At 45.3% G+C, this 23,179-nt stretch carries 21 protein-coding genes; 17 read left to right on the forward strand and 4 right to left on the reverse strand.

Annotated elements, in window-relative coordinates:
- The 12 genes from FTD44_RS14525 to FTD44_RS14580 all read left to right on the forward strand — a co-directional run bounded on the left by FTD44_RS14525 (nucleotide 1) and on the right by FTD44_RS14580 (nucleotide 15,587).
- A complete protein-coding gene (locus tag FTD44_RS14525; RefSeq protein ID WP_222167115.1) occupies nucleotides 1-567 on the forward strand; it encodes a pentapeptide repeat-containing protein in 567 nt (188 codons plus the stop codon).
- Nucleotides 568-789: 222 nt separating this feature from the next.
- The gene (locus FTD44_RS14530; protein ID WP_222167116.1) at nucleotides 790-2,130 is read left to right on the forward strand and encodes a sigma-54-dependent transcriptional regulator; all 1,341 of its coding nucleotides are present in this window, start codon (nucleotides 790-792) and stop codon (nucleotides 2,128-2,130) included.
- A 179-nt stretch (nucleotides 2,131-2,309) separates the two neighbouring features.
- Complete coding sequence (locus FTD44_RS14535; protein WP_161971175.1) at nucleotides 2,310-2,456, forward strand: hypothetical protein; 147 nt, start codon at nucleotides 2,310-2,312, stop codon at nucleotides 2,454-2,456.
- Nucleotides 2,457-2,584: 128 nt separating this feature from the next.
- Nucleotides 2,585-2,635 (forward strand): hypothetical protein, encoded by a 51-nt coding sequence (locus FTD44_RS16250; protein ID WP_394369746.1) that lies wholly within the window; start codon nucleotides 2,585-2,587, stop codon nucleotides 2,633-2,635.
- A 42-nt stretch (nucleotides 2,636-2,677) separates the two neighbouring features.
- The gene (gene kdpA, locus FTD44_RS14545) at nucleotides 2,678-4,366 is read left to right on the forward strand and encodes a potassium-transporting ATPase subunit KdpA (protein WP_222167117.1); all 1,689 of its coding nucleotides are present in this window, start codon (nucleotides 2,678-2,680) and stop codon (nucleotides 4,364-4,366) included.
- A gap of 46 nt (nucleotides 4,367-4,412) precedes the next feature.
- The gene (kdpB, locus tag FTD44_RS14550; RefSeq protein WP_222167118.1) at nucleotides 4,413-6,455 is read left to right on the forward strand and encodes a potassium-transporting ATPase subunit KdpB; all 2,043 of its coding nucleotides are present in this window, start codon (nucleotides 4,413-4,415) and stop codon (nucleotides 6,453-6,455) included.
- Nucleotides 6,456-6,473: 18 nt separating this feature from the next.
- A complete protein-coding gene (locus tag FTD44_RS14555; protein WP_222167119.1) occupies nucleotides 6,474-7,040 on the forward strand; it encodes a K(+)-transporting ATPase subunit C in 567 nt (188 codons plus the stop codon).
- Between the two features lie 40 nt (nucleotides 7,041-7,080).
- Nucleotides 7,081-8,442, forward strand: coding sequence for an outer membrane beta-barrel protein (locus tag FTD44_RS14560; protein WP_222167120.1), 1,362 nt, complete (start codon nucleotides 7,081-7,083; stop codon nucleotides 8,440-8,442).
- Between the two features lie 10 nt (nucleotides 8,443-8,452).
- Nucleotides 8,453-9,571 (forward strand): sensor protein KdpD, encoded by a 1,119-nt coding sequence (locus FTD44_RS14565; RefSeq protein ID WP_222167121.1) that lies wholly within the window; start codon nucleotides 8,453-8,455, stop codon nucleotides 9,569-9,571.
- A gap of 29 nt (nucleotides 9,572-9,600) precedes the next feature.
- Nucleotides 9,601-11,331, forward strand: coding sequence for a sensor histidine kinase (locus FTD44_RS14570; RefSeq protein ID WP_222167122.1), 1,731 nt, complete (start codon nucleotides 9,601-9,603; stop codon nucleotides 11,329-11,331).
- A 105-nt stretch (nucleotides 11,332-11,436) separates the two neighbouring features.
- Nucleotides 11,437-14,412: a M1 family metallopeptidase gene (locus FTD44_RS14575; protein WP_222167123.1), complete on the forward strand. Its 2,976-nt coding sequence runs from the start codon at nucleotides 11,437-11,439 to the stop codon at nucleotides 14,410-14,412.
- Nucleotides 14,413-14,561: 149 nt separating this feature from the next.
- On the forward strand, nucleotides 14,562-15,587 hold the full coding sequence (locus FTD44_RS14580; protein WP_222167124.1) for a T9SS type A sorting domain-containing protein: 1,026 nt from the start codon (nucleotides 14,562-14,564) through the stop codon (nucleotides 15,585-15,587).
- Between the two features lie 79 nt (nucleotides 15,588-15,666).
- Here the strand turns inward: FTD44_RS14580 and FTD44_RS14585 are convergent, their stop codons facing one another.
- Together FTD44_RS14585 and FTD44_RS14590 are read right to left on the reverse strand one after the other, a co-directional pair.
- Nucleotides 15,667-16,344 (reverse strand): hypothetical protein, encoded by a 678-nt coding sequence (locus FTD44_RS14585; RefSeq protein WP_222167125.1) that lies wholly within the window; start codon nucleotides 16,342-16,344, stop codon nucleotides 15,667-15,669.
- Between the two features lie 11 nt (nucleotides 16,345-16,355).
- Nucleotides 16,356-16,928: a 5-formyltetrahydrofolate cyclo-ligase gene (locus tag FTD44_RS14590; RefSeq protein WP_222167126.1), complete on the reverse strand. Its 573-nt coding sequence runs from the start codon at nucleotides 16,926-16,928 to the stop codon at nucleotides 16,356-16,358.
- 183 nt (nucleotides 16,929-17,111) lie between these two features.
- Here FTD44_RS14590 and rplK point away from each other — a divergent pair, with 183 nt between their 5' ends.
- The 5 genes from rplK (at nucleotide 17,112) to FTD44_RS14615 (ending at nucleotide 21,046) form a co-directional block, all read left to right on the forward strand.
- Entirely contained in the window at nucleotides 17,112-17,555 is a 444-nt protein-coding gene (gene rplK, locus FTD44_RS14595) for a 50S ribosomal protein L11 (RefSeq protein ID WP_222167127.1), read from the forward strand.
- 41 nt (nucleotides 17,556-17,596) lie between these two features.
- On the forward strand, nucleotides 17,597-18,289 hold the full coding sequence (gene rplA, locus FTD44_RS14600) for a 50S ribosomal protein L1 (RefSeq protein ID WP_129019476.1): 693 nt from the start codon (nucleotides 17,597-17,599) through the stop codon (nucleotides 18,287-18,289).
- A gap of 67 nt (nucleotides 18,290-18,356) precedes the next feature.
- Nucleotides 18,357-18,932 carry a 50S ribosomal protein L10 gene (gene rplJ / locus FTD44_RS14605; RefSeq protein ID WP_129019475.1) on the forward strand — a complete coding sequence of 192 codons (576 nt, stop codon included), beginning with the start codon at nucleotides 18,357-18,359 and terminating at the stop codon, nucleotides 18,930-18,932.
- A 99-nt stretch (nucleotides 18,933-19,031) separates the two neighbouring features.
- Entirely contained in the window at nucleotides 19,032-19,403 is a 372-nt protein-coding gene (gene rplL, locus FTD44_RS14610; RefSeq protein WP_129019474.1) for a 50S ribosomal protein L7/L12, read from the forward strand.
- 200 nt (nucleotides 19,404-19,603) lie between these two features.
- Nucleotides 19,604-21,046, forward strand: coding sequence for a DNA recombination protein RmuC (locus tag FTD44_RS14615; protein WP_222167128.1), 1,443 nt, complete (start codon nucleotides 19,604-19,606; stop codon nucleotides 21,044-21,046).
- A 154-nt stretch (nucleotides 21,047-21,200) separates the two neighbouring features.
- Here FTD44_RS14615 and FTD44_RS14620 read toward each other — a convergent pair whose 3' ends face one another.
- Both FTD44_RS14620 and FTD44_RS14625 read right to left on the reverse strand, forming a co-directional pair.
- Entirely contained in the window at nucleotides 21,201-21,947 is a 747-nt protein-coding gene (locus FTD44_RS14620; protein WP_222167129.1) for a TrmH family RNA methyltransferase, read from the reverse strand.
- An 81-nt stretch (nucleotides 21,948-22,028) separates the two neighbouring features.
- Nucleotides 22,029-23,171: an acyl-CoA dehydrogenase gene (locus FTD44_RS14625; protein ID WP_222167130.1), complete on the reverse strand. Its 1,143-nt coding sequence runs from the start codon at nucleotides 23,169-23,171 to the stop codon at nucleotides 22,029-22,031.
- Nucleotides 23,172-23,179 lie beyond the last annotated feature (8 nt).

A 23,179-nucleotide genomic window follows, 5' to 3' on the forward strand; every position in this document is an offset into this window, starting at 1 on the left:
ATGGATTATTTCAGCAATAAAATTTACGAGCAGGAAACATTTGACTGGCGCGTTATACCGCAGGGCGAGTATGAGGGTTGCACCTTCCGCTCCTGCGAGTTCAGCAATGCGGTATTGAACGGTTATAAGTTTATCGATTGCACATTTATCTCCTGCAACCTGAGTATGGCTACACTGGTGCAAACCGTATTGCATAAAGTAAAGTTCGAGTCCTGCAAATTGCTGGGTCTGCATTTCGAATCCTGCAGCCCGATAGGGATGACGCTCGCATTTGAACAATGTATTATGGACCATACATCCTTCTACAAAACGAAATTGCCGCAAACTAATTTTACCTCCTGCTCGCTGGCAGAGGCAGACTTTACCGGGGCCGATTTCAAAGGCTCTGTATTCCGGGATTGTGACCTGCGCATGGCTCATTTTGAACAGACCAACCTGGAGAAAGCAGACCTGAGCAGCTCTATTAATATTGCTATGGATCCGAATAAGAACCAGCTGAAAAATGCGGTGTTCAGCATGCATAATCTACCCGGACTACTGGCAGTATACAAGATTAAGATCCGCTAAGTATAAAGTATACATATTTTTCTGGCGCGAGTGTTCCGAAAGAATATTCGCGCCTATTCATTTCTACCTGAGGTTGTTCCGGGCAATTGTATGCCATTCCCTTAGTGGCATTCGAAACACTAAAGATCAGTAGCATAGGGCACCTTTTTCAGACTTTTAACTTTTTGCTTTTGCATGTTGCAATATAATTTCCGCTTACATTTGTGCCGTTAATCTCCCGCAATGGCAAGCCTCCTCATTATAGACGACGAAGAAAAAGTAAGACAATTAATGGCCCGTATACTGGGCCTGGAAGGCATGAATGTACTGCAGGCAGGTGATGCGAAGAGCGGTCTGCATAAACTGGCACATGCCGATATTGACGTCATCCTTTGCGATGTAAAGCTACCCGATGCCAGTGGTGTGGCTTTGTGCGAACAAATAAAGCAACAATACCCGCTGGTTGAAGTCATCCTGCTTACTGCCTATGGCAATATACCGGATGGGGTGCAGGCGATCAAAAACGGAGCATTTGATTATATTACCAAAGGGGATGATCAGCATCGTATCATACCATTAGTCAATAAAGCCCTGGATAAAGTTGCACTGGCCAAACGCGTGCAGCAGCTGGAGGCACAGGTAGGGAAGAAGTATTCCTTTGACAGTATATTGGGTAGCTCAAAACAGATTGCCGATGCCATATCTCTGGCCCGAAAAGTCTCTCAGACCGACACTACCGTTCTACTGCTCGGAGAAACCGGCACAGGTAAAGAAGTCTTTGCACAGGCCATTCATTACAACAGTGATCGCCGTGATAAACCATTTGTAGCCATCAACTGTGCTGCATTCGGAAAAGAATTGCTGGAAAGCGAATTGTTCGGATATAAGGCCGGAGCCTTTACCGGTGCACTCAAAGACAAGAAAGGCTTATTCGAAGCTGCTGACCAGGGCACGCTCTTCCTGGATGAAATAGGGGAGATGGAACTTGCACTGCAAGCCAAACTATTACGCGTACTGGAGACCGGCACGTTTATTAAAGTCGGAGATACCAGCCCAACTAAAGTATCGGTGCGCATTATCGCCGCAACCAACCGTAACCTGGAACAGGCAGCTGAGGAAGGCACTTTTCGCTCCGACCTTTATTACCGCCTGTCGGTATTTGCCATTCCATTACCGTCTCTTCAGGAGCGCAGGAAAGATATCGGACAGATCGCTACGCACTATGCAGAAACCTTTGCCGCCAAGATCAATAAACGGACCATCCGTTTGTCTGAAGCATATATACAGGCATTGGAACAGCACCAATGGAAAGGAAATATCCGCGAACTGAAAAACGTGATCGAGCGCAGTGTGATCCTTGCCGATAGTGATGTATTAGATGCCGCAACCTTACCCTACGAAATTGTACACAGCACTACAGCAGCAACAAAATCAGTATCCGGTTTTGCACTGTGTCATGTAGAAGAAATGCACATCCGTAAAGTATTGCAGCATACTAAAGGTAATAAGGCCGAAGCGGCCCGACTGCTCGGCATCGGTATTGCAACCCTTTACCGTAAAATAGAAGAATACAAGATCTCCTAGATTTCTTTTACCGTATAACAATCTCATTCTGAGAAAGAGCCTATCATTTTGATAGGCTCTTTTATTGTTTGTATCGACTGAAAAATTATAATAAATTGATTTTCAGTTATTTGTGTTTTGTTTAATGCTATTGGCATTGTATTGGCATGTACTGTAGTGTACTAAACACAATACAATACATGATTCATGTCAAACACTCTATTCCTGCGGTAAAACGCAGGCCTTTAAAACCCGGTCCCGCAGCAGATGCATTTGCAGGGATTATAGCCCTGGCCTGGTGCCTGGTATTTGTACTGGGATTGATCACACAAATTTTCTCCACCTGAAATTCATTATATGCTTAGCCCGGTTTTATTCCTGAGTCTGCTCCTCTGCTTCGCCTTGCTGTTTAAGGCCATTAGCTTTTTTGAAAAAATATAATACCATGATGATCGCATTATTCATCTTATCCCTGCTGGTCTTCGCATACATCTGTTATGTATTGCTGAAACCCGAACGATTCTAACATTATTACGATATAAGCATTAGCTGCTTTAACCCCTGAATTATGAACACTGAAATAATGGGTATACTCGCGACCTTCCTGATCGCACTTTTACTCGCCCTGCCCCTGGGCAAATACATAGCCAGGGTATATGCCGGAGAAAAAACGAAGATGGATTTTCTCTTTAATCCCCTGGACCGGCTCCTGTACCGCATCAGCGGCATTGATGCCAGGCGGGAAATGAACTGGAAGCAGCATATGATGGTCATGCTCACCATCAACCTGATCTGGGTACTGATGAGTATGGTTATCCTGATGTGCCAGCAATGGCTGCCCCTCAACCCGGACCATAACCCCAATATGCCGGCCGATCTGGCCTTTAATACCAGCATATCTTTTGTGGTCAACTGTAACCTGCAGCACTACTCCGGAGAGAGTGGGGTGAGCTACCTGAGCCAGATGTGGCTGATGTTCCTGCAGTTTGTCAGTGCCACTACCGGCATGGCCGCAGTAGTAGTACTGTTCAAAGCTTTTAAAGCCCGCAGTACCACACAGCTCGGTAATTTTTATACCTATTTTGTCCGTTCCTGTACCCGCATATTATTACCCTTATCTTCCATCCTTGCTATAGTTGTACTCTTCAACGGTACACCCATGACCTTTGAAGGAAAGCAGGAAATGATCGGTCTGCAGGGAGATAGCGTAGCGGTCTCTACCGGTCCTGCCGCCGCTTTTGTAGGCATTAAACATGTCGGAACCAATGGCGGAGGCTTCTTTGCAGCCAACTCTGCACACCCGTTAGAGAACCCTAATTACCTGACCAATATGGCAGAGATGGTGGGACAGATGATTATACCGCTCGCCATGATCTTTGCATTCGGGTATTTTATACAACGCAGACGTCTTTCCTGGATGATCTTTGGCGTAATGACCATCGGTTTTCTCCTGCTGGCGATACCCAATGTAGTGCAGGAAATGAATGGGAATCCTGCATTGACTGCCAGAGGCCTGAACAGTACAATGGGGGCTATGGAAGGTAAGGAAGTCCGCTTCGGCGCCGCTGCCAGTGGCTTCTGGAGTATTGTGACTACCGTAATTTCCACAGGCTCTGTCAATGCCATGCATGATAGTACCATGCCGCTTTCCGGTATGAATGAAATGCTGGCTATGATGATCAATGCCTTTTACGGAGGCTGCGGTGTAGGTCTGCTCAACTTTTTCATCTTTATCATACTGGCCGTATTTATCAGCGGGCTAATGGTAGGGCGTACACCGGAATTTTTAGGTAAGAAAATAGAAGCACGCGAAATGAAAATCGCGATGATTATCGCCCTGCTGCATCCGCTGCTGATTCTTGCCGGTACCGCATTAACGGTCTCTATGCCTGCATTGGGAAGGGCCACTGTAGCCAATCCCGGCTACCACGGATTCAGCGAGATCCTGTATGAATTTACCTCCTCTGCAGCCAATAATGGCAGCGGGTTTGAAGGGCTGGGAGATAATACACCCTGGTGGAATATAGCGACCGGTATAGTATTGCTGCTGGGCCGCTTCCTGCCTATCATAGGTCCGGTTGCGATTGCCGGCATGCTTGCAGAGAAGAAATACATACCTGAAGGAAATGGTACCCTGCGTACTGATACCGGAACATTTGGTATGATGGTCTTCGCCGTTATTGTGATCATCACCGCATTGTCCTTCTTTCCTACACTGGCTTTGGGTCCGCTGGCCGAGCATTTCTCCATGCCTTAATGAACACCTGCAATTATTCATCATTATACTATTTAAATCGAGCGTCATGAACACCGCGCAACATAAAGGATTATTCCAGGCAGCCTTACTGGGACCCGCTTTCAAAGCGGCTTTCCGTAAGCTGAATCCTAAAACACTCCTGCGTAACCCGGTAATGTTTACCGTAGAGATCGGTACTGCAGTCATGCTGCTGGTCTGCATATGGATTCTTTCCGGGAATAATACCCAGGGAAGCCTGGCCTACAATGCCATCGTATTCTTTGTTTTATTCCTGACCCTCCTGTTTGCCAATTTCGCAGAAGCGATAGCAGAAGCCCGGGGTAAGGCTCAGGCCGACAGTCTGAAAAAAACAAGGGAAGAAACACCCGCCAAATGGGTGCAACCCGTAGGGGAGATCTTTGTCAATGAAGTAAAAATCATTCCCTCTTCTCAACTCAAAAAAGGAGATGTATTTCTCTGCGAAGCCGGAGATATTATTCCTGCAGACGGAGAGATCATTAAAGGTCTTGCCACTATTGATGAAAGCGCCATAACCGGAGAATCTGCACCCGTAATCCGTGAATCGGGCGGGGATAAAAGTTCTGTAACCGGTGGTACTAAAGTACTTTCAGATAAAATCATGGTGAAAGTGACCGCAGCACCCGGAGAAAGCTTTCTGGATAAAATGATTGCCCTGGTAGAGGGAGCATCCCGTCAGAAAACACCCAATGAAATTGCGTTAACCATTTTACTGGCAGGTTTTACCCTGGTATTTATCATTGTAACCGTAACCCTGAAACCCTTTGCGGACTATGCGCAAGCCCCGATCACGATTGCCTCTTTTATCGCATTATTTGTCTGCCTCATACCGACTACGATCGGTGGTTTACTCTCTGCCATTGGTATAGCAGGTATGGACCGTGCTTTGCGGGCCAATGTGATTACCAAAAGCGGCCGTGCCGTAGAAACTGCCGGAGATGTGGATGTGTTGCTACTGGATAAAACCGGTACCATTACGATCGGTAACCGCAAGGCCACGCACTTTTATACTGCTCCGGGTATTGGGGAAGAAGCCCTGATCCGCGCTGCTGTTTTGAGTTCTATGGCCGATGAAACACCAGAAGGGAAATCTATACTGGAGCTGGCCGGAAAAGACCCTCTGCAATATGGAATTGAACATCCTGAGTTTGTAGGTTTCACCGCAGAGACCCGAAGTTCCGGAATTAATTTCGGGACCAACAGGATCAGAAAAGGAGCTACCGATGCCATTCGCAATATCTGTATGCAAGCCGGAAACCCCTTCCCGACCGAGATCCAGGAACGGGTAAATCATATTGCCGCTAATGGCGGTACGCCATTAGTAGTAGCCGAAAACAACGTGGTAATGGGGGTAATCGAATTGCAGGATATCATCAAACCGGGTATACAGGAGCGTTTTGAACGTTTGCGTAAAATGGGAATCAAGACAGTAATGGTTACCGGTGATAATCCGCTGACAGCAAAATTCATTGCAGCAAAAGCCGGAGTGGATGATTTCATCGCAGAGGCCAAACCGGAAGATAAAATGAACTACATCAAAAAAGAACAGGCGGCAGGCCGACTGGTGGCGATGATGGGCGATGGAACCAATGATGCACCGGCACTGGCTCAGGCCGATGTGGGCGTAGCCATGAACAGTGGCACCCAGGCGGCGAAAGAAGCCGGGAATATGGTAGACCTCGATAATGATCCTACGAAACTGATCGAAGTAGTAGAGATCGGTAAGCAATTGCTCATGACCCGCGGTACCTTAACCACCTTCAGTATTGCCAATGATGTAGCCAAGTATTTTGCCATCATCCCGGCACTGTTTATTACGGCTATTCCTGCATTGCAACACCTGAATATTATGCAGCTGCATAGTCCACAGAGTGCCATACTCTCTGCCGTAATCTTCAATGCTATAATCATACCTATGCTCATTCCACTGGCGCTGAAAGGCGTGGCCTATAAGCCGATCGGGGCATCAGCCTTATTACGCAGAAACCTTTTTATCTACGGACTGGGCGGGATTATTGTTCCCTTTATCGGTATCAAACTGATAGACCTGCTCGTATCCCTATTCCTGTAATTTTTTATCATTAATATCATGAAAACATATTTTTTTCCGGCCTTAAGACTCACGATTGTACTGCTGATTGTATGTGCCGTATTATATCCTTTAAGTATCTGGCTCCTCGGCAAAATGGCTCCCGGACAGGGCAAAGGGGTACAGATAACTGCACAGGGCCGCAATTATTATCGAAACATAGGTCAGTCCTTTACAGAAGTGCAATACTTCCAGGGCCGTCCGTCTGCTGTAGGGTACAATGCCGCGGGCTCAGGCGGCAGCAACAAAGGCCCTTCTAATCCTGAATACCTGGACATCGTGCAGGGAAGAATAGATACCTTCCTGAAGTATAATCCGGGTGTGCAAAAGCATGATATTCCGGCTGATCTTGTTACCGCCAGTGGCAGCGGATTAGATCCTGATATCTCTGTCGCATCAGCTGTAATACAGGTGCCCCGCATTGCCGCGAAACGAAGTGTACCGGAAAGTGAATTGAAACAATTAATACAGCAACACACGCAAAAACCGCTCTGGGGCCTGTTCGGACCAGAACGCGTCAATGTACTGGAGCTGAATATTGCTCTGGACAAACTTTCAAAATCATAAAATAAATAACCATCTTTAATATATCATACAGACCATTAACATGAGTACTTCTATTAAACAATTAAGCGTAGCTGCCCTCTTAGGCATGTTCCCGTTCGCCCTTACCGCACAACAAAAAGGAGAACCTTTTGAAGGCATAGACCAGAGCTGGCAGAACGGTAATGACCGCAGGGATTCATCGGTATTTCACATCCCATATTTTACCCCGAGTCTTATGGTGGATGTCAATTACACCCATTCCTTCAACCGGCCGAATGATAATACTGTCGTAGGGTCTACCACTTTGTCGCGCAATAACGAAGTGCAGTTAAATGCCCTGCATTTCGGAGGCGATTTCAATTATAAAAATGCCCGTGCCCGGGTGATGACTCAGTTCGGTACCCGTTCTATGGTCGTACCGCGTAATGATTACAGTCCGTACAGAGGGCAATATAAACTGGCCGATGCGTATCGCTACCTGAGTGAAGCCTCAGTGGGTTACCACTTTAATAAATGGTATGGTATTAATGTAGATGCCGGTTTGTTTATGTCCTATGTTGGATTGAACTCTTACTATCAGTCAGAGAACTGGGAATATCAGGCCTCTTTTACCTCCGATAATACACCATGGTTCTTTAACGGGGTACGTTTACAGGTATATCCTTCAAAGACCATTAAGGTAGAAGCCTGGCTGATCAACGGCTGGCAAAGCTATGGCCGTTTCAACAGTATGCCGGGCTTTGGCGGTAGCTTCTGTTATATGTCCAAAAGCAGTAACCTGAAAGTGATCAGCAATAACTATTTCGGAACCGATGCTGCGGGCATCAAAGCGCGTAAACGCTTCCATTCCGATAATAGTGTGCTGCACCGTTATTATAACAGACCAGGCTCCAAAGGCATCAGCCGCATGGCTTTCTCGCTCACGGGCGATATTGGTTTTGAAAAAGGTGGTGGGGTGAATGGCTTTGATAACAGTGATCCGGCTAAGCCGGCACAATACTTTGCCAGCGCGATGTTCTATAACCGTATATGGTTTATGAAGAACAAAATGGCCTGGACTATTGGAGGCGGGTATATGACCAATCCCGGACGCTACCTGGTGTTGTATCCGACCGGTCAGGCCAGTCCATTGCCTAATCCGAGCGATCCGACCAAAACAGAAGGAGCTTATCCTTTCTCTGCCAATCCCGGAGATGCTTTCAGCGGATGGGATGCCTCTACCAATCTCGATTTTATGCCTAATCAGAGCCTTACCTTCCGTGTAGAATTTGTACACCGTGCCGCTAATGTGCCATACTTTGCCGGTCCCGGTGGCGTCACCTCACAAAGCGGTTATACCACAACACCACTGGACCCGAGCTGGAGACCGGACCTGGTGAAATCAGAAAACCGTTTCATCCTGGCATTATTGTTCAGATTATAATATACACATAATGGATGCAGCAAGCCCTTCAGAATTCCTCGACCTGATACGGATGCAGAAAAGAGGTAAGTTTAAAGTCTACATCGGCATGATAGCCGGTGTAGGCAAAACTTTTCGTATGCTGCAGGAAGCACATGCCTTATTGCAGAATGGGGTAGATGTGCGCATTGCTTATGTAGAGACGCATGGCCGTAAAGAGACCCATGCATTGCTGGAAGGGTTACCCATCATTCCACGGCGCAGATTATTTTACAAAGGCAAAGAGCTGGAAGAGATGGATGTGCAGGCGGTCATTAACCTGCAACCAGAGATCGTTATTGTAGATGAACTGGCACACAGTAATATTGAGGGTAGTAAAAACCAGAAACGCTGGCAGGACGTACTGGACCTGCTGGATGCGGGCATACATGTGATCAGTGCCGTAAATATCCAGCATATAGAAAGCCTGCACGAAGAGATCAGGACGATAACGGGCATAGAAGTGTCGGAGCGTATACCCGATAGCATTATAGCCCGTGCCGATGAAGTCGTAAACATTGACCTGACGGCAGATGAATTGATCGCGAGATTGAAAGAAGGCAAGATCTATGAAGCCTCCAAAGTAGCAAGGGCACTGACTAATTTCTTCAAACAGGAGCATATCCTGCAATTGCGGGAGTTGGCCCTGAAAGAGGTGGCATCTGCTGTAGAGCGTAAGGTGGCGGCGGAGGTACCGCAGAGTGCGGTCATGCGGCATGAACGTTTTATGGCCTGCATCAGCAGCAATGAAAAGATTGCCCGTAATGTAATTCGTAAAACGGCCCGGCTGGCCAATTATTACAACAGTAAATGGTTTGTACTTTATGTGCAGATCCCCAGAGAACAGGCCGATAAAATACCCCTGGATAAACAAAGGCATTTAATTCATAATTTTAAACTGGCAACAGAGATGGGGGCGGAGATCATTAAAGTCTCTGCCGATAATATTGCGACGGCCATTACCGAACAGGCTTCGGAGCATCGTATCACCACTGTGTGCCTGGGCAAACCACATATAAGCCTCTGGCGCATTATCCTGTCCACCAATATCTTTAACCGCCTGCTGAAAAAAATGGCTGCAGAAGATATTGACATCATTATATTGAGTTAATGAAGAACTTTGTACCTAATTGAGTACCCATGAACATCAAAACCAAACTCCTTTCCGGCGTAGGCCTGCTGTTTGCCCTGATCCTGATACTGGCGGCAACCAGCGTGTATTATGTCAATGCGCTGAAAAGAGATACGCATAATATCCTGGTCGATAACTATAATACCCTGGAATACGGGCGTAGCATGCTGCTGGCTATAGACCGCATTCCAATAGCATCGGGAGCGGCAATACAGCAACTGGAGTCCAGCCTGGATAAACAGCAGCAAAATATTACGGAACAGGGGGAGCGGGAAGTGACTGGCCGCATCGGCAATCATATTGCTTTGCTGAAAGCTGCACCCGGAGATACCCAGAGTAAGGCTATGTTACGCTCCGAAATATCGGAACTGATGCGCCTGAATATGGCCGCCATCGAGCGTAAAAATGACCTGGCCAATAGCACAGCCAAAGCCGCTATTTTCTGGATCAGCGTGGTCGGTACATTTTGTTTTCTGATCGCATTTGTACTATTGGTAAATCTGCCGAGTAATATTGCCAATCCTATTAAAGAGCTGACGGAAAGCATACGGGAGATTGCGCAGCAGAATTATAAAAAGAGGGTACACTTCGAAAGCAGTGGTGAGTTTGGGGCACTGGCCCGCTCCTTTAATACCATGGCAGAGAAGCTGGAGGAATATTCTGAAAGCCGTCTGGATAAGATCATACAGGCTAAGAACAGGATCGAAGCGCTGATCAATAATATGCATGACCCTGTGATCGGGATTGATGAAAACAAGATTGTGTTGTTTGCCAATGAACAGGCATTGAGCATTACGGGGCTGGGCAGCGAGGACATGCTGGGCAAACAAATACAGGATATAGCAGTACATAACGACCTGGTGCGCGACCTGATCCGTGATCTGTTTGTACCCGAGCAAGAGGTGCGTAAGCCGGAGCAGATCAGCATTTTCGCCAATGGAAAAGAAAGTTATTTTGATAAAGAGATCATCCCGATCCATATTACGCCTACTGGCGAACAGGCTTTACAATTTATCGGGCAGGTCATCCTGCTGCGCAATGTAACCGTGTTTAAAGAACTGGATTTTGCCAAAACCAATTTCATGGCTACGGTGTCGCATGAGTTCAAAACTCCGATCGCTTCTATAAAAATGAGCCTGCAACTGCTGCAAAACAAGCAGGTCGGCACATTGAACGGGGAGCAGGAACAATTGGTAGACAGTATAGGAGAGGACACTGCACGCCTGCTGAAGATTACAGGTGAATTGCTGAACATGACGCAACTGGAGAGCGGTAAAATGCAGCTCTCGGTACAAAATATAAACCCGGTAAACGTACTGGAAGCCGCAGTGGCCGCTACGCGTACGCCTGCTGCACAGAAAAATATTCACATAGCCATTCATTGCTCAGAAGATATGGGTATGATGCGTGCAGATGCTGAGAAGACCAGCTGGGTACTGACCAATCTGCTGACCAATGCCATTCGTTATTCTTATGAAGAGAGCCAGATAGAACTGCACCTGATGGAGGAACCGGGTTTTATCCGCTTCAATGTAAGGGATACCGGTCGTGGTATAGATGCACAATACACAGACAAGATCTTTAACCGCTATTTTAAAATACCCGGCAGTTCTAAAGAGGGTACTGGCCTGGGGCTGGCCATCAGCAAGGAACTGATGGAAGCGCAGGGCGGGGGCATAGCAGTAGTCAGCGATCTGGGTGCAGGCAGTACCTTTTCGATCTGGTTGCCGAGGGTTTAATTATTTAAACAGGATTGGAACAGGTCTGGTGCAGTATTATTTTTGACATTTTCCTTTTCACTTTTCAGTACATTTGTCTGGATAACCATTATCCCTATAAACTGTATGCAGCAAAGACTCTTGTTCCTGCTGGCGACCCAGGCTTGCTTTACCACCCTGAGCGCACAACAAAAAAACTATTTTCAGCAAAAAGTAGATACTAAAATTGAGGTTACGCTCGATGACAAACGCCATTTTCTGAATGGTGTGGTTTCGATGCAGTACACCAACAATTCGCCGGATACCCTGCACTATATTTATTTTCATCTGTACCCCAATGCTTATAGCAGCGACCGTACCGCCTTTGAAAAGCAGGCCGTAGAGAATAAAAGCACCGCACACTATCTTGCCAAAAAAGAAGACTGGGGCTATATCGACAGCCTGAAGTTTACGGTAGATGAGATTCCTTCCCGAATGGTGACTACAGATGATCCGGATATTGTGAAGGTCTTACTGCCGCAGCCGATCGTACCGGGTGGGCAGGCGAGCATTCAGACTCCCTTCCGAGTGAAGATTCCTAAAACCTTTTCCCGACTGGGGCATGAAGGGCAGAGCTACCAGATTACCCAATGGTTTCCCAAGCCTGCAGTGTATGATAACAAAGGCTGGCATCCTATCCCTTACCTGGACCAGGGTGAGTTCTACAGCGAATATGGCAGTTATGATGTAAGCATTACCCTGCCGGAGAATTATGTGGTGATGGCTACGGGCAACCTGCAAACTCCTGCCGAAGAAAAGTGGCTGGACGGACTGGCGCATAAAGAACTGCCTAAGCCGGGAGATACCACGATCAATAAAAAAGTACCTTCTGCCACTACGATGAAGACCATCCGTTATACGGAAGACCGCGTGCATGATTTTGCCTGGTTTGCCGATAAGCGCTGGATCGTCAGAAAAGATACGGTTATGGTACCGGGTACAGAACAGATCACTACTATATACACGGCTTTCAAACCCGGAAATGTAAAAGGCTGGGAGCAATCTACCGAGTCTGTAAAGACTGCTGTGCAATACTACAGTATGATGGTCGGGGAGTATCCGTACAAGACGGTGAAAGCCGTAGAAGGCTCTCTGCGGGCCGGTGGTGGCATGGAATACCCGACGGTAACGGTTATTGCACCGGGCTATGATAAAGAAACCAATCATACCGTGATTGTGCATGAGGTAGGTCATAACTGGTTCTATGGTATCCTGGGTTCTAATGAACGTATGCATCCCTGGATGGATGAGGGCATCAACAGCTTTTATGAAGAACTGGTGACCAGCATCCCGGTAAAAGGGATTAATGATAAAAAGACAAAGCTCGAAAAGCAGGTGAGCAGACTGGGCTATACCATGCCTATGGCTACCCGTACCGATCAGGCTGTGGGCCTGCCGGCGTATGAGTATACCAATATGGGTTATGGCGGTGATGTGTACGGTAAAACACCGGCATACCTGACCCTGCTCAGTGAATATATGGGTGTGGAGGAGTTCAGTGCCGCGATGAAAGAATATTATGATCTGTGGAAGTTCAAACATCCGCAGCCGGAAGATTTTGAGGCGGTGATGAAGAAGCACAGTAATAAAGATATCAACTGGTTCTTTACCGACGGTCTGTATAATAATAAAGGATCAGATTTTGGTGTGGGCAAAGTAAAACATACTGCTGAGGGTAGTGTCGTAACATTGACCAATAAAACCGGTATACAATTGCCTGTGCCGCTGGTGGTAGATAGCCTGGACCATTATGTATGGGTAAGTCCTTTTAAAGGTAAGGTACAGGTGAATCTTGCAGAGAAAGCATCTTATGTAGGTATTGGCAGTATGCTGCCGGACTATAACCTGTCTAATAATCAGAATAAGAAAGGCTTTGCCCTGCGCGGGTTTGGTGGTACAGAAAGAGCGGGCAAGCAAACGATGTGGGTATTACCTGCAATCGGTTATAATGTATATGACCGTTTTATGCTGGGACTGACCCTGCATAATGTAACCCTGCCGGAAAAATCATTTCAATACATACTGGCGCCGATGTACAGTGCCGGAGCCAAAACGTTAGTGGGTACCGGAATGATCAGTAAAGCATGGTATCCATCAGGAAGTGCATTGCAGGAAATTGATTTTAATATTGAAGGCAAGCGTTTTTCTTATCGCAGAACTATGCTGGACAATATTGATAATCCTGAGGCTCAGTTCCTGAAAGTAGCACCGGAGCTGCGTTTTATCTTTAAGAAACCAAATCCGAGAAGTACACTGGAGCGCTACCTTTCTATTAAAGGGTACTATATCCAGGAGGGTAAATACCGTTTTGATCAGAACCCGGTAGACAGCATTTATTATCCATCGAAAGACGGCTATGATACGAAGATCTATGGTCGCATACAGTTTGGACTGAAACAGAAACGCACCTTCAATCCATATAGTTTATTGCTGGAAGCACAGGGTGGTAAAGACTTTACGAAGATCTCTGCAGAGGGTAATCTTAAGATCGATTACTTCTATCGCAAAAAGGCGGTATACCTGAGGGCCTTTGCCGGTAAAATGTTTACCTACAGCGCCGATAATAATGATGCTCGCCGTTATGGTTTTAACGCTACTTATTCCGGCTGGAATGATTACCTGTACGACCAGACCTTCTTTGGCCGTAATATGCAGAGCGGGCTGGCCGCGCAGCAGATATACATCCGGGATGGAGGTATGAAAGTGCCGACCTTGCTGTACAGCAATCCTATTGGTTTTACGACAGACTGGATGGCTGCACTGAATCTTAAAATCGATCTGCCGATCGGGCTTCCGGTACAGTTTTTTGCAGATATCATGACCTTTGCCAAAGCTAAAGAGGTGAATCCTAATCAGAGCCGATTCCTGTATGATGCCGGCCTTACGGTAAAACTGACGCCTTACCTGGATGTGAATGTTCCATTATTGATGAGCCCTGAATACAGGGATTATAAAAATAATATCCTGGGCAAAGGTGGCTTCGGCAAAATGATCACATTTAACATCAATATTGATAAAATATACTGGTCAAGGATACAACGCGAGATAAATATCTTCCAGTAAACAGCAAAATACATTAAATCAGACAAGGCTTTACGGTAATCCCGTAAAGCCTTTTTGCAGGATAATAACTACCGGGGTATTTCTCTTAAGGTATTTAATAGTTATATTTGAACTTTAGTTTTGTTGTACAACTATTTAAACATAATAAAATGAAACGAATTCTATTCACCATTTCCGCTGTGATGATGGCTGCTACCGCCAGCATGGCACAAACCCCTACAATTACTAACGGTACTTATGAGACCTGGGTAGCACCAAGCGGATTATACCAGCTGGAGCACCCTACAGCCTGGTATGCTACTGATGATGTACTGGACAACCAGGTGGGACCATTTTTAATTATAAGCGGCATGCCTTTCAGCGGGCAGAAGCAACTGTATAAATCTGCTGATAAATATGAGGGTGATTACTGTGCAAAGATCATGACCAAACACTTTGGTGATACCTTAAAAACAGTTCCTGCCTTATTTACCAATGCTAAACCTAATCTGAACCTGGCAGCGTTCCTGCAGGCACAGAATGGTGGTAATATAAATCCAATGGACCTGTTTACTTATACAAACGGTACACCGATGTATGGTAAAAGAGCTGATAGCGTAACGGCATATATCAATGCACCGGCGAGCAACCATGATACCGGTCTGGCATTTGTACTGGCTTACAAAAAGATTACTGCCGATTCTATGGCACTGATCGGAGAGGGCTTCACTATGGTGCCACCGAGCGCGGGCGGATACCATAAGTATATTGTACCGGTTATGTATAACAGCAGTAACAATACAGCTACAGATACACTGGTAGTGGGTTTTGTATCAGCAGCCAGTGCATCCGATACTACAACTGGATATTATGTGAATAATACAATGTTCATTGATAAAGTAGAGCTGTTCTGGAGTGCGGGTACTAGCAGCCTGAAAGGCATTCCTAGTCAGAACCTGGGCTTTACGGTATATCCAAACCCGGCTAAAGATTATGTGATCTTCGAACAGAAAGTTACTGCTCCGCAGCGCAACACACTGGTAATCTATAATACTTTAGGCCAGGTGATGCACCAGGAAACAATTAATGGTGTTCAGAAACAAATTGATCTGAGCCATTATGCGCAGGGTACTTACTTCTATGAAGTGTACAATGAGAAGGCTACTGCAAAACAAGTAGGTAAGTTTATTAAATAGTCAGGAGTACCTGATATATAAAAAAGAAGGATGCTATTCAGCATCCTTCTTTTTTATATAAACTAAATTCAGGTTCTTGTTATGGCTCCAGGTGATAGTTCAGGAGGTGGTTGGAATATTGTTTCTGGAAGAAACCGGCCACATTGATATTATAATCTTCGCTGATGACCCCTACGTTTTTACGGAACTTCATGGTAATGGTACCGCAATTGGTCCAGGTTACAAAGTTTAGTTTACCATACAGGTCACTTTTTACTTCGATAACACTGTCCAGGACCACATTATTGTTCAGGGTAAAAGTACCGTTTACAGACATCACCTCACTTTCCAGTTTGGTAGGGATGTTCACTCCGTAATTAAAACTACCGTTAGAGGTCCACTGATCGCCCACTTTAGGATCACCGTTCAGTACCTGTGATTTCACATAAGCACTGCCACTGTTGTCTACTTTAAGCAGGGTATAGTAGTTGCCTTCAAACTTGGCATAGAATTCTTTTACGATCGTACCCGTATTGGTATCTACCTGTTCGAACAGGTTATAGTTAAACTGGTCTACTACCGTATCCCTTCCGGTATAATATCTTTTAAAGATTGTACCATCGCTGGCTTCGTATAACCACCAGTTCTGAGTATTGGTCGGCATGAAGTCGGCAATACCTTCATTGGTCGGATCAATTGGTTTTGGTTTTTTGCAGGAGGTTCCTGCTGCGCAGATCAGGGCGATGCCTAACATACTTAAAACACTTGTATACTTCATGGGCATTCTGTTTAAAACACAAATGTATTGTGGGGGGTTATAAGGATGTCTAAAGGTATATCATTTTCGTGAATATCAGAAATCTCCGCTACAGGCTCAAAGTAGCAGAAGCCGATTTTTAGGGAATCGGGTCTGCATTTACTCAGGTATTTGTCATAAATACCTTTACCGAAGCCCACCCTGTAGCCCTGCTCATCGGCTACCAGCAGGGGCGTGAAGATCAGGTCTATACTTCCGGGAGGAACAATTTGTGTGCTTACCGGTTCTATCGTTCCGAACCGATTTTTAACAAATTCGGTTTCATCATCGGCCAGGTAAGCCTCCATTGTGCTATTTTTCAGATCGGTGATGGGGTAGGCAGTACGCAGTTCCGGAATAATCGTTTCCAGGTATTGGGTAAAGAAGTATGTATTAGGTTCAGCCATATGCTCCATAGGAATATAACTGAACAGGGTTTGCACCTGCATGAGTGGTATCCGCTGCAATTGTATCAGCAGCAGATCGTCCATTTTGTTCCGTTCCTGTTCGGTAATTGCTTTACGTTGCTCCAGATAGGTTTTGCGCAGTTGTTCTTTGGTCATCATAATTTTCAAAGGTACTATATAATATAAATGTGGTATCTTTACGAATTCAGAAAAGAGGATGAAATAAAAGTTTTGGATTATGAAAAATAATATCTTACCTTTGCATCCTCAAAAAATCTGCATATAATATATGTAGGTTTGGGAGAGTTAAAAATTACTCGTTAATACCAATAATTTTAAGCAATGGCTAAAGAAATTTCGGGCTATGTAAAGCTCCAGTGTAAAGGCGGTCAGGCAAACCCTGCGCCACCAATCGGTCCTGCTCTGGGTTCTAAAGGTGTAAACATCATGGAATTCTGTAAGCAGTTCAACGCTCGTACTCAGGACAAACCTGGTAAAGTATTACCTGTTCTGATCACTGTGTATACTGACAAATCATTCGATTTTGTTATCAAAACCCCTCCTGCTGCTGTTCAGTTAATGGAGCATGCAAAAATCAAAAACGGTTCAAAAGAGCCTAATCGTAACAAAGTAGGAAAAGTAACTTGGGCACAAGTTGAAGAAATCGCGAAAGATAAAATGAGCGATTTAAACTGCTTTACCACTGAAAGCGCTATGAAAATGGTTGCTGGTACAGCACGTAGCATGGGTCTTACAGTTGAAGGTGCTGCACCTTGGCAAAACTAAACCCTATTAGTTCATTCCTAAATTAAAAAATTGTTGTTACAATGGCAACCTTAACTAAAAAAAGAAAAGCTGCAGAAGCTAAAGTTGATAAAAATAAGTCTTACTCCCTGGGCGAAGCCGCTCAGCTGGTGAAAGAAGTGAACTGTACTAACTTCGATAGTTCTGTTGACGTTCACGTTCGTTTAGGTATCGATCCTAAAAAAGCAGACCAGGCACTGCGTGGTACAGTAACTTTACCACACGGTACCGGTAAAACTAAGAAAGTATTAGTTCTGTGTCCTGCTGATAAAGAAGCAGAGGCTACAGCAGCTGGTGCAGACTTCGTTGGTCTGGATGAATTCATTACCAAGATTGAAGGTGGTTGGACTGATATCGATGTAATCATCGCTACTCCATCCGTTATGCCTAAAATTGGTCGTTTAGGTAAAGTGTTAGGTCCTCGTAACCTGATGCCAAACCCTAAAACAGGAACTGTTACTAATGATGTAGCTGCTGCTGTAAACGATGTAAAAGGTGGTAAAATCGCTTTCAAAGTAGATAAAGCTGGTATCATTCACGCATCTGTAGGTCGCGTATCTTTCGAGCCTGCAAAGATTGCTGAAAATGCTCAGGAGTTAATCAATACTCTGGTGCGCATGAAGCCTGCTACAGCAAAAGGTACTTACGTTAAAGGTGTTACCATTGCTCCTTCTATGGGCCCTGGTATTACTGTTGATGCAAAATCTGTATCTTAATACTTAGCGTTTAGCGAAACACATTCATTAACATTTCCTGTCAAACGGAATTAAATTATTTAAAACAATGACAACTGCTCAAAAACAAGAAGCAATTGAGCTTTTAAAGAATAAATTCTCTCAGTATAGTAATTTCTATATTACAAATACCGAGTCTTTAACTGTAGCACAAATCAGCACCATCCGTCGTGCCTGCTTCGAGAAAGAAGTGGAAATGACCGTAGCTAAGAATACTCTGATCAAAAAGGCATTAGAAAGCCTGAATGAAGAGAAGTATGCTGGCCTGTACGATGCCCTGCACGGTGTTACTGCTTTAATGTTCTCTGATTCTCCTAAAGAACCAGCTGTAATCCTGTCTGCTTTCCGTAAAGATAACCCTGGTGACAGACCAGTGTTAAAAGCAGCCCTGATCGGTGAAGATCTGTTCGTAGGTGACGAATCTCTGACTCAGCTGAAAAACATCAAAACCAAAAACGAGCTTATCGGCGAAGTTATCGGTTTGTTACAATCTCCAATCAGCCGCGTAATCTCTGCTTTACAAAACAGAGACGAGAACGGCGCAGAAGCTGCTGCTACAGAAGAAGCACCAGCACCAGAGGCTCCGGAAGCTCCAGAAGCACCAGAGACTCCTGCAGCGGAGTAATCATCCTTAAGTTGCCTGTGGCAGCTTAATAAAGGACCTAAATTTAGGCTTCCAGTATCTTATATAAATTATTTAAAAAACGATTAAAATCTTATAAAAATGGCAGACGTTAAAGCATTAGCCGAATCATTAGTTAACTTAACAGTTAAAGAAGTTCAAGAATTAGCAGATTTCCTGAAATCTGAATACGGTATCGAACCAGCAGCAGCAGCAGTAGTTGTAGCAGCAGGTGGCGACGGTGCAGCAGCAGCAGCTGAAAAAACTAGCTTTGATGTAATCCTGAAAAGCGCAGGTGCTTCTAAACTGAACGTTGTTAAAATCGTAAAAGATTTAACTGGTTTAGGTCTGAAAGAGGCTAAAGAATTAGTTGACGGCGCTCCTAAAGCTGTTAAAGAAGGTGTTGACAAAGCAACTGCTGAAGACCTGAAAGCAAAATTAACTGAAGCTGGTGCTGAAGTTGAATTAGCTTAATTCTTCTCAACCATATTATTCAAAAGGTCTCCCTCAAGGGAGACCTTTTGTCGTTTATACACAGCCATATATGAAGCAACTGCTCATATATGGCTGTGTATAAGTTTATCCCTTAAGGACTGCAACAGATCGCGGGGAGATGGGGTATCTTTACAGGAAGAGCAGGGCGCTATTATACCTGCTTTATCAACAACTTTTATATGACACTGACCGAAGTATTGCTCCTTGTCAGCTTATCGCTGCTGATCACTACTGTACTCCTCATCCTGTTCCGCAAACCGCGGGGGAATCATGATGCTTTAAGTGCAGCGGTAGAGAAGAGTAACTGGCAGCTGGGACAGATTGATCCCCTGCTGAGGACTGAGCTTGCTCAAAACCGGAGCGAAATGCAACGCATGGCACAGGAACTGCGCCTGGAGCTTAATGCCGGGTTGAAAGACCTGAACGAACTGTTACTGGGCTATGCTAAAGATACCAGATCGGAACTGGGCAGGGGATTGAAATCATTTGAAGACCAATTCGGGAATAATGTCCGCGAACTGAATGAATTGCAACGACAAAAGTTTAATGATCTGAATCTGAAGCAAGAGCAGATCAAAGGCGATACAGAGCTGAAACTGGAAAAGATCCGGGAAACGGTAGAACGTAAACTGTATCACCTCCAGGAGGAGAATAGCAAGAAGCTCGATGAAATGCGCCATACGGTAGAGGAGAAGCTGCAATCTACCCTGGAGAAGCGGTTTAATGACTCTTTCACGCTCATCAGTGAGCGGCTGGAACTGGTACATAAAGGACTGGGCGAAATGCAGGTGCTGGCCAGCAGTGTAGGGGATATCAAGAAGGTCATGAGCAATGTTAAATCCAGGGGCATATTGGGTGAATACCAGCTGGCTAATATTCTCGAAGACTTGCTGACCAATGAACAGTATGAGAAAAATGTAAAGACTAAAGCCGGCAGTGGTGCGATTGTAGAGTTTGCCATCAAGCTGCCTAATAATAACCACCTGGAAAAAACACTTTGGCTGCCGATAGACTCTAAATTTCCTAAAGAAGATTATGAAGCGCTGGTAGAGGCTTATGACGAGGGGAATACAGAACGGATAGAGGAATTGAAAAAATCGTTCAGACAGGCGATCCTCAAAAGTGCAAGAGATATTCGGGAAAAGTATATTGACCCACCCAATACTACCGAATACGGGATTATGTTCTTACCCTTTGAGAGCCTGTATGCAGAGGTACTGAGGACCCCGGGATTGTTTGAGCAATTGCAGAAGGATTATAAAATAACCATTACCGGCCCTACGACCTTAAGTGCCTTATTGAGCAGCTTGCAGATGGGGTTCCGTACCCTGGCTATAGAAAAGCGCAGCAGCGAAGTCTGGGACTTACTGGCTGTGGTGAAGACCGAATTTGTAAAGTTTGGTACGGTACTGGAGAAGACCCGTAAAAAACTACAGGAAGCGACCAATACTATAGACCAGGCAGGCGTGCGCAGCAGGGCTATAGAGCGGCAGCTCAGAAAAGTACAGGAGCTGCCTGCAGCTACAGCACAGCAAAGGATCGAAACCGAAATTAATGAGAACGGAGTGGATATAAAAGATGATATGGATGCGCTCTTGTGGCATGAAGACGGCGAAGAGTAGAAGACTATATTTCTGTATAGCCGCAAATGGTTGCCGGTAGAGAGCGTGATCAATAGGCTATCCAATTTAGTATTAAAAAAGTATGAGGAGCCCAATGGCTCCTCATACTTTTTTAATACTGTTACGATATATGTTTACTGTCGCATTTTGATGTCTATCCGATCAATGCATGGCAGATGATGCCTGTCGCTACGGATACATTCAGCGATTCGGCCTCGCCGATGCGGGGTATAGTGATACCTGTGGTAGCCAGCTGCTGCACTTCTTCAGATATGCCTTTACTCTCATTGCCCATAATAATAAACCCCTTTGGTGCCTGTCCCAGTGTGGCCAGCGGCTGTCCCCCCAATACTGCTGCATAGGAAGGAATATGTTTGTGGGTTTCCAGGAACATATACAGGTCCTGTGTATGTACGGCTACCCTCAGAAAGCTGCCCATAGTCGACTGTACTACTTTGGGGTTGTAGATATCTACACATTCAGGAGAGCATACAATATGACGGATGCCAAACCAGTCGGCAGTGCGTATAATAGTGCCCATATTGCCCGGATCCTGTACACGATCAAGTATCAGTACCCATTGATTACTGAAGTCCGTATTACGGGGTGCTTCCGGTACCGGAACGGTGAGTAATACCTCGTTTGGGGTTTTGAAACCCGATATCTTTTCGAAATCAGCCTCAGTGGCGATCAGTAACTGATCGCGATCCAGGTGGATATAGAGGCTCAGATTGCTCTTCAGCCAGTCTTCTGTAGCAACCAGGTATTCTACCGGAACACCGGCCATAAGCCATTCTGCAACATTCTTAATACCTTCCACCACATATGTGTTGTGCTCCTTGCGGAATTTCTGCTGGCCCAGAGAGCGTATATATTTGATCTGATTCTTGCTGATATTCATGTCGGTCAAAAATACAACAAAGGCTTTACTCTGTGAAAGAATAAAGCCTTTGTTGGAAATATATTAACGCGTAACCGGGAATTACAGCCCCAGGATATCGCGGGAGATAACCAGTTTCTGGATCTCAGTTGTACCTTCACCGATGGTACACAGTTTAGAATCGCGGTAGAATTTCTCAGCCGGGAAGTCTTTAGTGTAGCCATAACCTCCGAATACCTGTACCGCATCTGTTGCTACCTGAACACATATTTCAGAAGCATACATCTTAGCCATAGCAGACTCTTTAGTCATTTTCTCACCACGGTTTTTCAGGTCTGCAGCCTGGTAAATCAGCAATTCTGCAGCTTCAATTTTTACGGCCATATCGGCCAGCTTAAAGGCAATAGCCTGGAAGTTAGCGATCGGCTGATCAAATTGCTCTCTTTCCTTAGCATACTTAACAGCAGCTTCGTAAGCACCTTTAGCAATACCTAAAGACAGGGCAGCAATAGAGATACGACCACCATCCAGTACTTTCATCGCTTGTTTGAAACCTTCACCTACTTCGCCCATACGCTGTGCATCAGAGATACGGCAGTTGTCGAAGATCAGCTCAGCTGTCTCAGAAGCACGCATACCCAGTTTGTTCTCTTTCTTACCGGCAGAGAATCCAGGAGTACCTCTTTCTACGATAAATGCAGTTACATTATTACGGGTTCTTGGTTCACCGGTACGAGCCAGTACTACAGCTACATTGCCGGAAATGCCATGTGTAATCCAGTTTTTAGTACCATTCAGTACCCAGTCATCGCCATCGCGGGTGGCTGTACAACGCATGTTACCTGCATCAGAGCCGGTATTTGCTTCAGTCAGACCCCATGCACCGATCCACTCACCAGTGGCCAGCTTAGGCAGGTATTTTTGTTTTTGCTCTTCATTACCGAAATACAGGATGTGACCGGTACATAAAGAGTTATGTGCTGCTGTAGATAAGCCGATAGAGCTACATACTTTAGCTACCTCGCTTACTACTGTAATATATTCAAAGTAGGAAAGCTCTGCACCACCGTATTTTTGAGGAACCAATACGCCCATCAGGCCCAGTTCACCCATCTTACGGAACAAATCTACAGGGAAGATTTGTTGCTCATCCCATTCCATCATATTTGGGCGAATTTCCTTATTGGCGAAATCCCTAACCATTTCCGCAATCTGCTGTTGCGTCTCGGTGTACTTAAAATCCATAAATTAAG

This window comes from Edaphocola aurantiacus (assembly GCF_019797745.1).
Lineage (GTDB): Bacteria > Bacteroidota > Bacteroidia > Chitinophagales > Chitinophagaceae > Edaphocola > Edaphocola aurantiacus.

Coding starts and splice junctions, on each gene's coding strand:
- rplL (WP_129019474.1), top strand. CDS start 19,032: ATGGCAGACGTTAAAGCATTAGCCGAATCATTAGTTAACTTAACAGTT.
- rplA (WP_129019476.1), top strand. CDS start 17,597: ATGGCAACCTTAACTAAAAAAAGAAAAGCTGCAGAAGCTAAAGTTGAT.
- FTD44_RS14625 (WP_222167130.1), bottom strand. CDS start 23,171: ATGGATTTTAAGTACACCGAGACGCAACAGCAGATTGCGGAAATGGTT.
- kdpB (WP_222167118.1), top strand. CDS start 4,413: ATGAACACCGCGCAACATAAAGGATTATTCCAGGCAGCCTTACTGGGA.
- rplK (WP_222167127.1), top strand. CDS start 17,112: ATGGCTAAAGAAATTTCGGGCTATGTAAAGCTCCAGTGTAAAGGCGGT.
- FTD44_RS14535 (WP_161971175.1), top strand. CDS start 2,310: ATGATTCATGTCAAACACTCTATTCCTGCGGTAAAACGCAGGCCTTTA.
- FTD44_RS14555 (WP_222167119.1), top strand. CDS start 6,474: ATGAAAACATATTTTTTTCCGGCCTTAAGACTCACGATTGTACTGCTG.
- FTD44_RS14590 (WP_222167126.1), bottom strand. CDS start 16,928: ATGATGACCAAAGAACAACTGCGCAAAACCTATCTGGAGCAACGTAAA.
- FTD44_RS14615 (WP_222167128.1), top strand. CDS start 19,604: ATGACACTGACCGAAGTATTGCTCCTTGTCAGCTTATCGCTGCTGATC.
- FTD44_RS14620 (WP_222167129.1), bottom strand. CDS start 21,947: ATGAATATCAGCAAGAATCAGATCAAATATATACGCTCTCTGGGCCAG.
- kdpA (WP_222167117.1), top strand. CDS start 2,678: ATGAACACTGAAATAATGGGTATACTCGCGACCTTCCTGATCGCACTT.
- FTD44_RS14570 (WP_222167122.1), top strand. CDS start 9,601: ATGAACATCAAAACCAAACTCCTTTCCGGCGTAGGCCTGCTGTTTGCC.
- FTD44_RS14575 (WP_222167123.1), top strand. CDS start 11,437: ATGCAGCAAAGACTCTTGTTCCTGCTGGCGACCCAGGCTTGCTTTACC.
- FTD44_RS14580 (WP_222167124.1), top strand. CDS start 14,562: ATGAAACGAATTCTATTCACCATTTCCGCTGTGATGATGGCTGCTACC.
- FTD44_RS14565 (WP_222167121.1), top strand. CDS start 8,453: ATGGATGCAGCAAGCCCTTCAGAATTCCTCGACCTGATACGGATGCAG.
- FTD44_RS14530 (WP_222167116.1), top strand. CDS start 790: ATGGCAAGCCTCCTCATTATAGACGACGAAGAAAAAGTAAGACAATTA.
- rplJ (WP_129019475.1), top strand. CDS start 18,357: ATGACAACTGCTCAAAAACAAGAAGCAATTGAGCTTTTAAAGAATAAA.
- FTD44_RS14585 (WP_222167125.1), bottom strand. CDS start 16,344: ATGAAGTATACAAGTGTTTTAAGTATGTTAGGCATCGCCCTGATCTGC.
- FTD44_RS14525 (WP_222167115.1), top strand. CDS start 1: ATGGATTATTTCAGCAATAAAATTTACGAGCAGGAAACATTTGACTGG.
- FTD44_RS14560 (WP_222167120.1), top strand. CDS start 7,081: ATGAGTACTTCTATTAAACAATTAAGCGTAGCTGCCCTCTTAGGCATG.